General features: G+C 54.7%; 16 protein-coding genes. 13 read left to right on the top strand and 3 right to left on the bottom strand.

All coding sequences use genetic code 11. From position 1 onward, the window contains the following. The first annotated feature begins 90 nt into the window (after positions 1-90). From RA28_RS17970 to RA28_RS17930, 9 genes are all read left to right on the top strand, one after another. The gene (locus RA28_RS17970; protein ID WP_039531913.1) at positions 91-1,014 is read left to right on the top strand and encodes an N-acetylmuramic acid 6-phosphate etherase; all 924 of its coding nucleotides are present in this window, start codon (positions 91-93) and stop codon (positions 1,012-1,014) included. After that, positions 1,011-2,264: an ABC transporter substrate-binding protein gene (locus tag RA28_RS17965; RefSeq protein WP_039531911.1), complete on the top strand. Its 1,254-nt coding sequence runs from the start codon at positions 1,011-1,013 to the stop codon at positions 2,262-2,264. Before RA28_RS17970 ends, RA28_RS17965 begins: the two co-directional genes overlap by 4 nt. A gap of 67 nt (positions 2,265-2,331) precedes the next feature. Beyond that, positions 2,332-3,246: a carbohydrate ABC transporter permease gene (locus tag RA28_RS17960; protein WP_039531909.1), complete on the top strand. Its 915-nt coding sequence runs from the start codon at positions 2,332-2,334 to the stop codon at positions 3,244-3,246. A 10-nt stretch (positions 3,247-3,256) separates the two neighbouring features. Continuing rightward, positions 3,257-4,096: a carbohydrate ABC transporter permease gene (locus RA28_RS17955; RefSeq protein ID WP_010439354.1), complete on the top strand. Its 840-nt coding sequence runs from the start codon at positions 3,257-3,259 to the stop codon at positions 4,094-4,096. Then, positions 4,093-5,127, top strand: coding sequence for a Gfo/Idh/MocA family protein (locus tag RA28_RS17950; RefSeq protein ID WP_039531907.1), 1,035 nt, complete (start codon positions 4,093-4,095; stop codon positions 5,125-5,127). The genes RA28_RS17955 and RA28_RS17950 overlap by 4 nt, the downstream gene beginning before the upstream one ends. Beyond that, complete coding sequence (locus RA28_RS17945) at positions 5,124-6,116, top strand: ABC transporter ATP-binding protein (RefSeq protein ID WP_039531906.1); 993 nt, start codon at positions 5,124-5,126, stop codon at positions 6,114-6,116. Before RA28_RS17950 ends, RA28_RS17945 begins: the two co-directional genes overlap by 4 nt. A 744-nt stretch (positions 6,117-6,860) precedes the next feature. Next, a complete protein-coding gene (locus tag RA28_RS17940; protein ID WP_039531904.1) occupies positions 6,861-7,667 on the top strand; it encodes an amidohydrolase family protein in 807 nt (268 codons plus the stop codon). Next, positions 7,664-8,041, top strand: a complete 378-nt coding sequence (locus RA28_RS17935) for a hypothetical protein (RefSeq protein ID WP_039531902.1) — start codon at positions 7,664-7,666, stop codon at positions 8,039-8,041. Before RA28_RS17940 ends, RA28_RS17935 begins: the two co-directional genes overlap by 4 nt. Positions 8,042-8,049: 8 nt before the next feature. Next, positions 8,050-9,162 carry a cytochrome-c peroxidase gene (locus tag RA28_RS17930; RefSeq protein ID WP_193747425.1) on the top strand — a complete coding sequence of 371 codons (1,113 nt, stop codon included), beginning with the start codon at positions 8,050-8,052 and terminating at the stop codon, positions 9,160-9,162. A gap of 152 nt (positions 9,163-9,314) precedes the next feature. On the opposite strand, the gene RA28_RS17925 is transcribed toward RA28_RS17930, so the two are convergent. Next, the gene (locus RA28_RS17925) at positions 9,315-10,385 is read right to left on the bottom strand and encodes an agmatine deiminase family protein (protein WP_039531900.1); all 1,071 of its coding nucleotides are present in this window, start codon (positions 10,383-10,385) and stop codon (positions 9,315-9,317) included. Positions 10,386-10,698: 313 nt separating this feature from the next. Here RA28_RS17925 and RA28_RS17920 point away from each other — a divergent pair, with 313 nt between their 5' ends. Further along, positions 10,699-10,932: a hypothetical protein gene (locus RA28_RS17920; protein ID WP_052261512.1), complete on the top strand. Its 234-nt coding sequence runs from the start codon at positions 10,699-10,701 to the stop codon at positions 10,930-10,932. A 363-nt stretch (positions 10,933-11,295) separates the two neighbouring features. Next, entirely contained in the window at positions 11,296-12,054 is a 759-nt protein-coding gene (locus RA28_RS17915; protein ID WP_241481160.1) for an HpcH/HpaI aldolase family protein, read from the top strand. 355 nt (positions 12,055-12,409) lie between these two features. Here the strand turns inward: RA28_RS17915 and RA28_RS17910 are convergent, their stop codons facing one another. Next, the gene (locus RA28_RS17910; protein ID WP_039531897.1) at positions 12,410-13,321 is read right to left on the bottom strand and encodes a LysR family transcriptional regulator; all 912 of its coding nucleotides are present in this window, start codon (positions 13,319-13,321) and stop codon (positions 12,410-12,412) included. 113 nt (positions 13,322-13,434) lie between these two features. Here RA28_RS17910 and RA28_RS17905 point away from each other — a divergent pair, with 113 nt between their 5' ends. Then, entirely contained in the window at positions 13,435-14,370 is a 936-nt protein-coding gene (locus RA28_RS17905; RefSeq protein ID WP_039531895.1) for a VOC family protein, read from the top strand. 14 nt (positions 14,371-14,384) lie between these two features. Next, positions 14,385-15,005, top strand: a complete 621-nt coding sequence (locus tag RA28_RS17900; protein ID WP_039532535.1) for an alpha/beta hydrolase — start codon at positions 14,385-14,387, stop codon at positions 15,003-15,005. On the opposite strand, the gene RA28_RS17895 is transcribed toward RA28_RS17900, so the two are convergent. After that, positions 14,973-15,908, bottom strand: coding sequence for a LysR family transcriptional regulator (locus RA28_RS17895; RefSeq protein WP_206539639.1), 936 nt, complete (start codon positions 15,906-15,908; stop codon positions 14,973-14,975). The genes RA28_RS17900 and RA28_RS17895 overlap by 33 nt on opposite strands. Positions 15,909-16,009: the final 101 nt, after the last annotated feature.

The raw sequence follows: 16,009 nt of genomic DNA, 5'->3' as shown, positions 1-16,009 counted from the left end.
ATGTAAGCCCTGAAGGCGGGGTCGAAAAATAAATGGTAGACTAATGGTATCTAAAAGGTATGATCGTGGGAGCTTTTGGGGGAGAATCACGTGAACAAGCCGGTAACGGAACAACTGCATCAGGACGCGCAGGGGCTTGATACCCGGCCGCTGATCGAGGTTGCGGAACTTCTGGCGGACTCACAAGCATCAGCAGCACAGGCACCTTTGAAGGCTTTAGCCGCGATATGCGCCGGTGCGCGGGCAATGGCCAACTCGATCCGTTCGGGTGGAAAGCTGCGCTATCTGGCGGCAGGGTCATCCGGCCTGATGGCTGCTTCGGACGCGTTGGAGCTTGGCGGCACCTTCTCAATCCCGACGGAACAGATTGCTATCCACATGGCGGGCGGTTTGCCAACCACGGCTGAAATGCCGGGCGACGTGGAAGACGCGGCGGATACGCTGGAGTATGAGCTGGCTGACCTGCACGCGAATGATACTCTAATCGCGGTTTCGGCCAGCGGAACGACACCTTATACGATTGCCGCTGCCAAGATGGCACAGGCCAAAGACGTGCCTGTCATCGGGATTGCCAATAACGCGGGATCATTATTGCTTCAACTGGCGGATCATGCCGTGTTGCTGCCTACGCCGCCCGAATTGATTTCCGGCTCAACTCGAATGGGAGCGGGAACTGCGCAGAAGATTGCATTGAACATGCTGTCAACACTTATGGCTGTCGAGCTGGGGCATATCCAGGACGGCATGATGATCAATTTACGTGCGGACAATGACAAGCTGCGCGCGCGTGCCAACGGGATTGTCTGCCAGTTGACTGACGTAACTCCCGAAACCGCCGATGCAGCACTCAGGTCCACGAACGGCGCACTGAAAAGCGCGGCGCTTATTGCTGCTGGTGCCAAATCACTAGAGGCAGCTGAGGAATTGTTGACCGAGACAGCGGGCCATTTGCGCACCGCCATGAACCGATTGAAGCAAGACAACGAAACTAACAACCTGGGAGAAACCAAATGAAACGTAATGTACTAAGCCTTGCCCTGATGAGCACTGCACTTATCGCCAGTGGCGCTTATGCGCAAGATGCGACGCTGACCATCGAGAGCTGGCGCAACGATGACCTTGCCCTGTGGCAGGAAAAGATCATCCCCGCATTTGAAGCGGCCAATCCCGGTATCAAGGTCGTGTTTTCCCCGTCAGCCCCTGCGGAATACAACGCCGTCTTGAACTCTAAACTCGAAGCCGGCTCTGCCGGTGATCTGATTACCTGCCGCCCGTTTGACGCGTCACTGGCGCTATATGAGGCAGGCCATCTAACCGATCTGTCTGATCTGGAAGCAATGAGTAACTTCTCGGACGTCGCAAAATCCGCCTGGCAGACCGATGATGCCTCGGTCAGCTTCTGCGTACCAATGGCCTCGGTGATCCATGGCTTCATCTACAACAAGGACGCGTTCAACGAGCTGGGTATCGAAGTGCCCACGACCGAGGCCGAGTTCTTTGCCGCACTCGACATGATCAAGGAAGACGGCACTTACATCCCGATGGCAATGGGCACAAACGACCAGTGGGAAGCTGCAACAATGGGCTACAACAACATCGGCCCGAACTACTGGAAAGGTGAGGAAGGTCGCCTGGCACTCATAAATGGTGAACAGAAACTGACCGATCCTCAGTGGGTCGCCCCCTATGCGACGCTGGCAAAATGGGCCGGTTATCTGGGTGACGGATACGAGGCACAGACCTATCCCGACAGCCAGAACCTGTTCACGTTGGGCCGAGCGGCTGTTTATCCAGCGGGCAGCTGGGAAATCTCGGGCTTTAACACGCAGGCCGATTTCGAAATGGGTGCTTTTAAGCCACCCGTCCAGAACGCAGGCGACACTTGCTATATTTCCGATCACACCGATATTGGCATCGGCATGAACGCCGCCAGCGAAAACCAGGAGGCTGCGCGCACCTTCCTGGCCTGGGTCGCGAGCCCTGAGTTTGCGGGCATCTTCGGCAACGCTCTGCCCGGTTTCTTCCCGCTGTCCAGCACTCCGGTCGAATTGGACGACCCGCTGGCTAAGGAAATCGTTGGATGGCGTGAAGAGTGCGAAAGCACGATCCGCTCGACCTATCAGATCCTGTCACGCGGTACACCTAATCTGGAAAACGAAACCTGGGGCGCTTCTGTTGCAGCCATCAAGGGTGCCGAGGCACCTGAAGCACTTGGTCAAAAGCTGCAGGACGGCCTGGCCAGCTGGTATGCACCGCATCAGTAAAGTTTAAGCCACTCAGATCGGACGCGGCCCCGCGTCGCGTCCGGACTTAATTCCCCCGGAGAGTCTCATGCAAACCCGCCGCATACGCTGGCACATCGCTGTTTTCCTCGCCCCAGCGGTGCTGGTCTACACGGCGGTGATGATCTTCCCCTTGTTCAACACACTGCGCCTTGCGCTGTTCACTGAGGTCGATCAGACGCGCGTTTACGTGGGCCTGCAGAATTTCCGCACGCTGTTCTTCGACCCGATCTGGTCCGAACAGTTTTGGAACGCCTTGGGCAACAACTTCTGGTTCTTCCTTATACACATGCTGGTGCAGAACCCCATCGGCGTCGCCTTGGCAGCGCTTCTGTCACATCCGAGGTTGCGGTTTGCCGCGCTCTATCGGTCAGCGATTTTCATCCCGACAATCCTGAGCTTTGTAATCGTAGGCTTTGCCTGGAAGCTGATCCTGTCGCCACTGTGGGGCATCGCACCCTCGATGCTGGACGCGATTGGCCTGAAATCGTTGTTCGCGCCGTGGCTTGGCAAGGAGGAATACGCCCTGACCACACTTGCACTGGTCTCGGTCTGGCAATTCGTCGGTATTCCGATGATGCTCATATATGCCGCCCTGCTGTCGATTCCCGAGGAAATCCTTGAGGCTGGCGAGATTGACGGCATCACCGGAGCGTCGGCGTTCTGGAAGATCAAACTGCCCTTGATCCTGCCTTCGATCGGCATCATCTCGATCCTCACTTTTGTCGGTAACTTCAACGCGTTCGACCTGATCTACGTCTCGCAAGGCGCGCTTGCGGGGCCGGATTTCTCAACCGATATCCTTGGTACTTTCATGTATCGCACCTTCTTTGGCTTCCAATTGCAACTCGGTGACCCGCATATGGGATCGGCGATTGCCGGGGCGATGTTCGCCATCATCCTTGTTGGGGTCTGCATCTACCTGTTCGGCATCCAGACCCGGATGCGCCGGTATCAGCTGTGAGGGTATGACGATGAACAAAGCACGCCAAAACCCGCTGAACACAGCCGCCATGCATGGGGCGCTGATCCTCTACACACTGATCGCCCTGTTCCCGGTCTTTGTGATCATCATCAACAGTTTTAAAACCCGTCGCTCTATCTTTCGCGAGCCTCTTGCTCTGCCCGATGCCGAAAGCTTCTCGCTGATCGGTTACCAGACGGTTATGAAACAAGGGGATTTCTTCCTCTATTTCCAGAACTCGCTGATAGTTACTGTGGTATCACTGGCCTTTGTCCTGCTGTTCGGCGCCATGGCCGCCTTTGCGCTAAGCGAGTACAAGTTCAAAGGCAACACCCTGATGGGCCTATACCTAGCGCTGGGGATCATGATCCCGATCCGCATCGGTACGGTCGCGATCCTTGAGATGATGGTTGCCACCGGCTTGGTCAACACGCTTTGGGCGCTCATTTTGGTCTACACCGCGCAAGGCTTGCCTTTGGCTGTGTTCATCTTGTCCGAATTCATGCGTCAGGTTTCTGATGATCTAAAGAACGCAGGCCGCGTCGATGGGTTGTCGGAATACACGATCTTCTTCCGGTTGGTCCTGCCTCTCGTCCGCCCTGCCATGGCCACGGTCGCCGTGTTCAACATGATCCCCATCTGGAACGACCTCTGGTTCCCCTTGATCCTCGCCCCTGCTGAGGAAACCAAAACCCTGACGCTGGGTAGCCAAGTCTTCATCGGCCAGTTCGTCACCGACTGGAACGCGGTTCTGTCCGCGCTTTCCATGGCGATCCTGCCGGTGCTGGTTCTGTATGTCATCTTCTCGCGCCAATTGATCCGCGGCATCACTTCAGGAGCTGTCAAATGAACCGAGTTCTGATCGCTGGCCTTGGCAATATGGGCCTGAGCCACGCCCTGGCCCATCACCACCATCCAGACGCGCAAATCGTTGGGCTGGTGAACCGCTCTGGCCGCGTGGATCATCCCGATCTTGCTGGGTATCCCGCCTATTCTGATTTCGCGAGCGCTCTGTCAGAAACCAGCCCTGATCTGGTGATTATCGCCACATATTCCGACAGCCACGCCGATTATGCCTGCGCCGCGATGGAAGCAGGCGCGCATGTGTTCGTTGAAAAACCCCTAGCAACCACCGTAGCCGACGCCAAACGTGTTGTTGCGAAGGCTATCGAAACAAACCGCAAGCTGGTGATCGGCTACATCCTGAGGCACCACCCCTCCTGGATGCGCCTGATCTCCGAGGCGCGCGATCTCGGCGGACCGTATGTCTTCCGTCTAAACCTCAATCAACAAAGCAGCGGGGCCGAGTGGGAAACGCATAAAGCCCTGATACAGACGACCTCGCCCATCGTCGATTGCGGTGTGCATTATGTCGACGTGATGTGCCAGATCACTGACTCCGACCCAGTGCGCGTCCACGGTATGGGCCTGCGGCTGAGCGACGAGATCGCCGAAGACATGTACAATTATGGTCAGTTTCAGGTGGTCTTCGAGGATGGCTCGGTCGGCTGGTACGAGGCCGGCTGGGGTCCGATGATGTCCGAGACCGCATTCTTCGTGAAAGACATCGTCTCGCCCAAGGGCTCGGTCTCGATCACCGATGGCAACAAAGGCGCATCGGCTGATATCGACGGCCACACCAAGGTCGGTGGCCTTCTGGTCCACCGCCCCGATGGCGACCAGACAATCGACATGCCCGATGAGCCCGGCCATCAGGAACTCTGCGATGCCGAGCAAGCTTACATGCTGCGCGCCATTGCTGAAGATATCGACCTAACCCGCCACATGAACGACGCCGTGCAATCGCTGGCCATTTGTCTGGCCGCCGATGAGAGCATCCGCACCGGCCAACCCATTTCGCTGAAAGAGGCACGCACATGACCGCCCTGACGCTTACAAACGTGAACAAGTCCTTTGGAACCGTCGAGGTCCTCAAGGATATCAACATCGACGTTGAAGACGGCGAATTCGTCGTTTTTGTCGGCCCCTCGGGCTGTGGCAAGTCGACCCTTCTACGCGTGATCGCGGGGCTAGAGGACGTAACCTCGGGCGAGGTGCGCATTGGAGGAGAGCTCATGAACCTCACCCCGCCGTCGAAACGCGGCATCGCGATGGTGTTCCAGAGCTATGCGCTTTACCCTCATCTGAATGTCCGAAAAAACATGTCGCTGGCGCTGAAACAGGAAGGTCAGAGCAAGCAGGTTATTGAAGAACGGGTCGCCAAGGCCAGCAAGATGCTGAACCTTGAGCCCTATATCGACCGCTACCCGTCTGAACTGTCCGGTGGCCAGCGCCAACGCGTGGCCATCGGTCGCGCAATTGTGCGCGAACCTAAGCTGTTTCTGTTTGACGAACCTTTGTCCAATCTCGACGCCGCCCTGCGCATGAACACCCGTTTGGAAATCGCCAACCTGCACCAGCAGCTTGATGCCTCGATGATCTACGTCACCCATGACCAGACTGAAGCGATGACGCTGGCTGACAAAATCGTTGTGCTGCGCGACGGGCGCGTCGAACAGGTCGGCAGCCCGATGGAGCTTTACAACAACCCTGCCAACCAATTCGTCGCAGGTTTCCTAGGCGCGCCGTCGATGAATTTCTTCCCCTCCAGCCTGATCGGCGAGCGGGCAGACATCACTACGGGCATTCGCCCCGAAGATCTGTTTTTGGCAGATGAGGGCCCGATCACCGCAAATGTCACTCACGTCGAACATCTAGGTGGAGATACCAACGTAATCGCGATGATGCAGGATCATCAGATCACCGCGCGTCTATTCGGCCAGTACCAAGTCGATGCGGGTGAAACTGTTCGGTTTGGTTATACGCCCAATCGCACTTATCGTTTTGATCAGCATGGGACCCGCCTCTGATATACGCATTTTCGCCCCCTTAATTAATGGAGCGATATTAACAGGGTCTTTAAGTTCAAAAGGTTATGGACGTGTGTCTAAAAACTGAATTCACTATCATCGATAACCAAAACACGTTGTAGTCTACTCGAACCAATAGTTACCAGTTTACCGCAGAGCCTTGGGTCAGTCCGTGCGGTGAAATGCCCAACAGATTCCGTTGCAGTCTTTTGGCAGCGAAGACCATTTCGAGCGATTGTAATGACGCTCACAGCGAGTTGACGAAACGGACAGAATCCGGGCGTGAACTGGCCGCATAACCCGAGCATGCGGCGCGATACTTGCACTCAGCAAGTAATTGCACAACAGAACCCTCAACCCTTCTCAAACAGCTCTGTGATGACATGTATGTCGGTGCTCAATGGGTAGTCCGCATCTCGCTCATTGCTTGACGAAATCTCGCTGCGCTTGGTCCGAATGGCCGCTCACTATGCCGCATTGCCGTACTCAAGTTGATGCACGCGTAGCACAAATCTGTGCTGTTTGCGCTTGCAGCGAGAAAACCGAATTCACAGGATGGGCTGTGTGCGGTCATTCGTTAAAATTCATTTAACGCCTACTTTGCGTGCAAAGCAGACGTTCAACGTGGCCAATATCAACTAACGAAATGATTGGCTTTACTCTGGCCGATCGACGTAAACTCTGGGAGTTCTGCCACAATACTCCACAGTCGGAACTGCAGTAGTTCAAATCAGGAAGCTTGCGGTGCTAAAATATCTCCCTCTCTTTACCTTAATCATGTTGAGCGGTACGGCGACCGCAGATGACCGGCCAATCTTTGATGCTCATATTCACTACAGTCACGACGCTGTGGAGCTTGTCCCACCTGAACAAGTCGCTAAGATTCTGCGGGATGCTGGCGTGCGAAAGGCGCTTGTTTCCAGCTCTGATGACAATGGTACTCAACTGCTCTTGGACGCAGCGCCAGATATCGTTGTCCCGGCACTTCGTCCTTATCGTCGCCGCGGAGAGATCAACACTTGGATGCACGACGAAACTGTCGTCGACTATCTGGAATCAAATCTGGCGAAGAACGAATACGAAGCCATCGGCGAATTTCACGCCTATGGCAATGATATCAAAACGCCGGTCATCCAGCATATGATCGCTTTGGCAAAAGAACGGAATTTAATTCTGCATCACCACGGCGATCGCGAGGCGGTTGACCTGATCTTCGAAACATGGCCCGAAGCCCGCGTTTTGTGGGCCCATTCCGGCTTTACCGACCCTGACAGTGTGGTCGACGCCCTGGACACCCATCCTAGACTCTGGGCCGATCTAGCGTTTCGTTCAGATATGATTTCTCGGGGCCGCATCGACCCTGGGTGGAAGGCTGCGTTTGAAGCACATCCCGATCGTTTTATGGTTGGCACGGATACATTCGCCCCAGAGCGTTGGTACTATGTTGGCCCTCATGCCGATTATTCGCGTGAATGGTTAAACCAACTTCCTGATCAGATTGCAGACAACATTGCGTATGCAAACGCGGAACGTATGTTGGCATCAGAATGACTCGCTGGGCTTTTTGGTTTCTGATTTCATCAGGGCCGGTTGTTGCGTGTGAAGCGGTGGGGCAGCGCGCGGCCTCAGATGTCGAAGACGCACCTGAGGTCTATGTCTCTTCAGAAGTAGTACCACTGGCCCAACCGTTTTCCATTCTAATCGAAGTCTGCAATGAAACTCCTGTGAGTGAAATACTTGTCGATGCAATCATGCCCGCTCACCAACACGGGTTAAACTACACTCCCAAGGTAACGGCGTTAGACGAAGGAAAATTCCGTATCGATGACCTGTTGTTTCACATGCCGGGTTTGTGGGAACTGCAAGTGGACGTCGACTTCAATGGGAAATTGGTTTCCTATACGAGTGAGATTGCGCTGAGATGAGGCTTTGGGTGTCAGTCGCGTTGGTGGTCTTGGCAAGTGCCGCGAATGCAGAAGTTTTGTTGTCTGAAGACGAAATTGAGCAAACGCTGTCCTTCGGACCGTGGCCACCATCTTTGCAGCCGGATCCAAGTAACAGGGTTTCAAACGATGCCAGTGCGATTGCGCTCGGCGCGGCTTTGTTCAACGATCCGTTGTTGTCTGTCGATGGTGCATTTGCCTGCGCAAGTTGCCATGATCCAGAACAGGCATTCACTACGACAGAAGCGCGCGCGCTCGGCCGGGTTTTGCTTGATCGGAACACGCCATCTCTGAGAAACCTTGCGGGTCTTCGATGGTACGGCTGGGGCGGCAAGAGTGACAACCTCTGGGCCGCCAGTTTACACCCTATCATCGCAGACGAAGAGATGGCGCACAGTAAAGAGAGTCTGAAAGCGGCAATTTCTGATAGCCCGTATATTAATGATTTCGAAAAGACTTTTGGTGAAATCCAGAAGCAAGACCCAGAATTGGTTTTGGTCAACACAGCCAAAGCTTTATCGGCCTTCCTGGAAACTATAATCACAGAAGCAACACAATTTGACGGTTTTCGAGACGCGCTGGAACGCGGCGATTTTGTCGAAGCGGCGAACTACCCTGAAGCTGCTCAGCGAGGTCTTCAGTTGTTCTTGGGACGCGGCAATTGTGTGTTTTGCCACAACGGTCCAAGATTCTCCAACAATGAGTTCCACGACGCCGGCGTACCATATTTTCTGAACGAAGCCGAAGTAGACGAAGGGCGGTTCGGCGGATTGAACATATTACTATCAAGCGAATTTACACTGGACGGGGATTGGAGCGACGATCCAGATAAGCAAGGGGCTTGGGCAGTTCGCGGTGTGCGAAGGAGCCATTCTGACTTTGGAATGTTTCGAACACCCAGCCTTCGGGGCGTGGCCGAAACCGCGCCTTATATGCACAACGGCAACTTTATCGACTTGGAAGCGGTAATCCGACATTACAGCGAAATTGACATTGAGCGGTTGCACGCTGATGGCGAAGACATACTCGCGAAATTGAGTTTATCCGAGCAGGAGATTGCAGACTTGATTTCGTTCTTGGTGACGCTGTCTAGCAAACCTTAGACCTGTACCCGAGAGAAATTTAGGGTATTGAATTTCTCCGAAGAGTTGGAGTTAACGATGGAAGTCCGCTTTGTGCTCAGAACGGACCTTAGAGCGGGTGCAGCAAGGCGCGGCTGCGGCCTCGATGATGCTGACTTTGCGCGAAAACCAGATCATACTGCAGGCATCTGCTGGGTTGCGCAATGGATACCGCCACCCATCCCACCCAATGGGTCAACATTCAAAGCTACGATCTCCCGCCTCGGATAGCGTCGCGCAAGAGCTTCTCGCGCGATCTCGTCGGTTTCTCGGTCTCCAAATTCGGCGGCAATCACCGCCCCATTACAGACATAGTAGTTTGCATAGGAGGTTACGAATTCGATGCTTTTTACGCGGCGGATCACCGGTTCAGGAATGACCTCAACGTCCAAATCGTTTGCAACCAGCACATCAAGTGTCTCAACGGCAGCGAAATGGAACGGGTCTTCCATATCGGGGTCATCCGGTAGATTTATCAGTACACTTCCCGGACCAGTAAACCGCGCAAGACTGTCAATGTGATAATCGGTGATGTCTTCGCCCCAGACACCAGGCGACCAGATCATCCGGTCCGCGCCGTAGGCGGTCAGCAACCGGCGTTCGATCTCGTCGCGGCTTAGGCCGGGATTTCGGTTGTCGTTCACCCAGCTGCTTTCATGTGCAATCAACAGACCATGCCCGTCCTGCTCCACGCCCCCCGCTTCTCCGCATAATCCGGTTGGCAAGAGCTGCAGCCCCAGACGTTCGGCAACATGCTCAGCAATCAGGCTATCGCGTGCATTCACTTGTTTTTCCCCCCAGCCATTGAACTGGACATGGCTGATGGCAAGACCGCCAGCGCCGTCTACCACAAAGATCGGTCCTGCGTCGCGGCACCAGAGATCTTCCGTGGGGATGTCCCACAACTCTACTTTTTCCGACAGCTTTGTCTGTGCCCCTGCGTGATCCTCAGCCGCACAGAGCATCGTCACCGGCTCGAACTCGCTGATTGAATTCGCGATATCGGCAATCGTCTGCTGAGCCATATCGAGGAAGACAGGGTCAGGATGAACCCCGCGGTTTACGGGCCACTGCATGAAAGTAAGCTGGTGAGGATCTTCTTCCGGCGGTACGTAGAACCCAGCATTGGCCGTTGCCCTTTTCATCCCCAGCAAACCCATCGTTCCCAGTGCCCAGCTGCCGACCATCATACTACGCCGCTTCATAAACCCTCACAATCGTTTGAGAAATGGCGATCCTGTCTGTTTTTTGCGGGATAGTAGACATCAGCGCAAGGTCTAGCATCGCGAATACAGGGCTCACAGTTGGATTCCGCTGCTCGATGAATGAACGGCGGCTGACCGGCCAAGCTCCCGTTGGCCAAGCAATCATCGAATTAAAAAGATGCGTACGATTCCAGACCTTCACTGCGCGTGCTTGATGTGCCCCGGGATGGCTATAAGTCATACCTGAACATTGCATTGCTACAGGGTTTCTGTACGCTTGCCTAAGCTGAAAACTAGGGGTGAAAATAGCAAAATGGCTAAAGAAGTTGACGGCAAAATCAAACTAAAGCTCTTGGCCGGTCGGGCCCAGCCCAACAACGCTTTGGGAGCCTTGCTCGGCACCCATGGCATTGACGCCTCCGAGTTTTGCTTAGCGTTTAACAATCAAACTGTCCGAGAAGGTCTTGGTACACTGCTGATGACTAGTATTACTAAGTTTCAGGATCATTCCTACTCGTTTAGTTTTGAGCCGATGGACCAGACCTGAGCCTCGTTTTTTGTGTCTAGCGCGGATGGTGAATTCTAATCCGGTCGAACAGCGTCGATACGCATGAGGCGAACTTGCGCAGAACTGTTCACTATTGGCCACGCCGCAACCAGTGCTGCTATGGGTCATATTTGTAATCACCTAAAAAGCTAATCGATTCTCAACGGTTGCAGTCGAGCATCAAGCGTAAAGTTCGGCGATCGTCAGCTTGCCAACGACCAAGTTGCGGACAAGGCGTTCATCTGAGCGCTTTTGTCGGATGTCCGCTTTGGAGCGGATAGAAGACTGGGAAAAATCTGGCGGATACCGTGCAAGATCTGCTCATACCAGTAAACTGAAAGGGAACCCTCAATGGACTTGCCAATGAACCATTTCAAAGAAGCTATCCTGCAAGGCAACCAGCAACTGGGTCTGTGGAGTTCGATCCGCGACCCCGCTATGACCGAAATGCTGGCAGGGTGCGGCTATGATTGGATCGTACTCGATTGCGAGCATTCTCCGCGCGATGTTCAAGAGGTTCTGCACGGGTTGCATGCCATGTCAGCCTATCCGGTGGAACCGGTTGTACGGGTGAAAAGCCTCGACGTCGCTGAGATTAAGAAAATGCTGGATATCGGCGCGCAGACAATTCTTGTGCCATATGTGCAGAACGGAGAAGAGGCTCGGCTTGCAGCGGCGGCAGTCACCTATCCGCCCGCCGGTTTGCGCGGGGTTGCAGGGGGTACACGCGCAAACAGATTTGCCGCGATCCCCGATTACTTCACTAAAGCACGCGAAGAGATATGCCTGATTGTTCAGATTGAAACGCGAGACGCCATGAACAATCTCGAAGAGATTGCCACCATAGACGGCATTGATGCCATCTTCGTCGGCCCAGCGGATCTGGCAGCCAGCCTCGGGCACCCCGGAGACTTGAAACACCCCGATGTCAAGGAGGCGATCGTCGACACCATTCACCGCGTGCGTTCCCATGGCAAACCCGCCGGATTTCTCTCCTCGGATCCGGAACTGTTGGATCTCGTTTTCGACGCAGGCAGCGTGTTCACCGCAATCGACATCGATATGACCACACTTCGCCGCGCTGTGATAGCTCGTCTGTCCGAATATGAGGGTATGAAGTAACGTGGGCGCATTGAGTTTTCGGATCTGATACAAACAAATACTGCACGTTCGCTCATGCGGTCATTCTCTCTGGCTGTTTCGAAGAAAGCTCGTCAGTCTAATTGAAATAGAAAGACGGCTCCGGGCGCGTTGCGGACTTTGAGCAAAATCCCGTGAGTGTCTGCTGTGCGCGCGCAGCAGACTTTGAGCGTTTTTTGCCAAATGACCGGTTGGCGGACACTGCTGCCATTCACCTCCTTATGTTGAATGTCTGTTCAACGCGAAGACAGTTTGTACTGTCAAAGTCTGTTTGAACCGGCTGGAGTTAGTGGCTTTCGGCAAACAGATTTCGTTCAAATTTGCAGCCCACGCTGCTTCAAACTTTTGTTTCCAGGTTCGGATGGATCTGCACGAATTTTTCAAAGTACTCTGCAAACGTTCCGACGATCGGTGGGAGTTGTTCGTATGGGGGATAGTACAGCGTAAGCCACAACGACGTGATAGACCAGTTTGGCAATACCTGCTCGACTTGCCCGCTAACCAATCCCGTACCAGTAATGAAATCCGGTAGAACACAAATGCCGTCTCCCGCGACCGCAAGAGCGTAGAGGAAGTCTCCATTGTTGGAGATTATCTTTCCGCCAGCTTGAACTGAAACACTGCTACCTGCATGAGAGAAATCCCAAGCTTCAGGGCGGCCTTGCGCGCTATATGACATAAGAAGGTCTGGGTTCAGATCGCGCGGATGATCAGGCCGGGGTATGCGTTCAAACAGAGACGGCGCAGCAATCATATGCCGCGGAACTTCGCAGAGTTTGCGCCAAATTGTCGATTTGTCGGTGGGCGGGCCCGATACACGTACAGCGAGGTCGCAGTTTTCCTCGATCACGTCGAGCAGGGTGTCGGTGAAGTTGATCTCGACTGAAATATTCGGATAGGCAAGACGAAACCCGGAGATCACTTGCGGTAGCAACGTGACGCCCAGTGATACCGGCGCGGTCAGTCGCAGATGGCCTTTGTCAGGTTGATTGGCCCGTTGAAGACTTCGTGTGACCTCCTCAAACCCCTCCAATAGCGGTCTGTACTGCGCAAGCACAGTTGCTCCGGCGCTGGTTAGTGAAACTTGTCGTGTCGTGCGAACCAAAAGCTGTGTGCCGAGGTCTCTCTCAAGCTGCGCTATGATGCGTGTTGCTGATGCTGGTGCGATGCCCAGTTCGCGCGCGGCCAAGGAAAAGCTTTTCAGGTCTGAAACGGCGCGCAGGACGCGGATGGGCTTAAGCTCGATCATCTCAGTTTAATAATTCCGTTTTTGTCAATAATAAAGCGCTAAAGATGTCTATTCACTTTCATAATCGATACTCCATCTTTGATGCAAGTTGAACACGCGCCCGGGAGCGGAACATGATCAAAGATATCAAAGGGCTGCACCACGTCACTTCGATGGCTGCAGATGCCAGCACCAACAACGCTTTCTTCACCAACACCCTTGGCATGCGCCGAGTGAAAAAGACGGTCAATTTCGATGCGCCTAAGGTGTATCACCTCTATTACGGGGATGAGGTTGGAACACCGGGTTCGGTCATGACCTATTTTCCTTTTGGTCAGATGCCAAAAGGACACAGAGGCGCCGGCGAGGTAGGTGTGACAGAGTTTGCCATCCCCGCAGGTGGTGTCGAATTCTGGAAACAACGTCTTGCATCTGAGGGCGTGACTGGGCTGGCCGATGGCTCGGTCTTCGGAGAAAAGCGTTTGTCCTTTGACGGTCCCGATGGCGATAGCTTTGCCTTAGTCGAATCTGATGCGCGAGGCCGAACAGCCTGGACTCAGGGCGGTATTCCCGATGAGGCCGCGATTCTTGGGTTCCGAGGCGCTCGGTTCGCTCTGAAGGATGTTGATGCAACGGGTGAACTGCTGACCTTCATGGGATACCAGGAGGCTGAAACCGAAGGTGACGTCACTCGCTATGTGATCGAAGGCGGCAACGCCGCGGACACGATTGATCTGCAGCAGTTACCGCCCGGTACCCCGACCGCTGGTCAGGGCGCTGGGTCTGTTCACCATATTGCTTTTGCCGTCGAGGACCGCGCCGCGCAACTGCGTGTTCGGCGGGCTTTGCTGGATACAGGCTATCAGGTCACGCCGGTTATCGATCGTGACTATTTCTGGGCGATCTATTTCCGCACGCCAGGTGGGGTGCTGTTTGAGATCGCTACGAACGAGCCGGGTTTTGACCGAGATGAAGATACGGCCCATCTGGGTGAGGCGCTTAAGTTGCCTACCCGCTACGAGCCACATCGTAGCAAAATCGAAAGTCTCCTGCCGCCACTTGCATCATGATTTCAGAGGTTGAAATGTCCAAAGATCTCTATCAGGCGCTTGTGCATGCGCCGCAACCCGCCCGTCCGCTGGTCTTTGCCTTTCATGGCACCGGAGGGGACGAGCACCAACTTGTTGAATTGGCCGGCACTCTCGTCGCTGGCGCCGGGATCGTATCACCGCGCGGCGATGTCTTTGAAATGGGGGCCGCTCGATTCTTCCGCCGCACTGCCGAGGGCATATATGACATGGAGGACCTTGCCCGTGCGACGGACAAGATGATTGCGTTCATCGAAGCCCATCGCGCATCGCATTCCGGTCATCCGGTTTATGGCTTCGGCTACTCGAACGGGGCAAACATCCTGGCGGCAGTCTTTCTCAAACGCCCGGACCTGTTCGAGCGGGTCGGCCTTCTGCATCCGATGGTCACATGGGAACCGGACGCACATCCTAAGCTGGTGGGGCGGAAAGTTCTGGTGACCGCAGGACGACGCGACCCAATCACGCCATGGCCAATGACGGAACGCCTTATCAGTTGGCTTTCTGATCATGGTGCTGAGGTCACATCGGACGTCCATGAAGGCGGACACGAGCTGCGAAACTCTGAACTGACGGCCTTAGCCTCACACTTCAACGGAGATGTCGGCCCCGGGTGAAGGTTCACGCATCGCATTCAACGTAGATAAGACGGCGGCTTCCTTGCGCGCCCAGGACATGAACTCATGAATATGCTCTTCACGTTCCCGGCCCGGGTGGCAACATATAAAATAGCTGAACCCGGTTTCTACCACCGGACCGAATGGGCAAACAAGTCGTCCGTCCGAAAGTGCCGAATACACCAGCAGCGATCCGCAGAGCGCGACACCCGCGCCTGCGATCGCCGCGTCCACAATCTGGCCGCCCGGAGGTCTTTCAAACCGCATGGCTTTCGATGGATCGACCGCATTCGGAAGTCCGGCGTGTTGGCTCCAAAGAACCCAACTGGGAACCGACCCGTTCAGCATCGGCGTTGTATCGTACAGAACCTGCGCTGCCTTGATGTCGGTGGGGGATTTAATGTCGAACGTGTCCAGCACACCTGGGCTGGCGACCACCAGCATCAACTCGCGGTGAAGCAACTCCGTATAACGGTCGTCAGGCGGTTCGCTGGTGTATCGAACTTCGATATCGGCGGTTGCGTGGGTTTTGTGGTCCAAAGGGTTTTCGGACTCAATGTGGACCTGAACGTCTGGGTGGTTCTTGGTGAACTTGTGCAGCCTGGGCAAAAGCCACTTGCTGATCAAGGCATTGCCAGAACGGATGCGCAGCTTGGGCGTCTTCTTGGGTCGGACCTCATCGACCACCTGACGGATCTGCAAGAACGCTTCGCTAATCATTGGCTGCAAGCGCTGCCCTTCGGGTGTTAGATGGATCGCGCGAGTCTTTCGCACAAACAAAGCCACCCCAAGGTCGGCCTCCAGCGCCTTGATCTGTTGGCTAACCGCACCTGGTGTCACCGAAAGCTCATAGGCCGCTTCCTTGATCGAGCCGCGCCGCGCCGCGGCCTCAAAGGCACGCAAACTTAGCAAGGAAGGCAATCGGGACAACGGCATGGCAATACAGAAAAACAGTTTAGCCTAACTAATGCATACCCGCAGAACTTCTGCTTTGTCGAGTTCAA

It is taken from the genome of Ruegeria sp. ANG-S4, assembly GCF_000814005.1.
In the GTDB taxonomy this organism is placed as follows: domain Bacteria; phylum Pseudomonadota; class Alphaproteobacteria; order Rhodobacterales; family Rhodobacteraceae; genus Ruegeria.
Note: the sequence above shows the minus strand (reverse complement) of the source record. Positions and strands in the feature narration are given on the sequence as shown.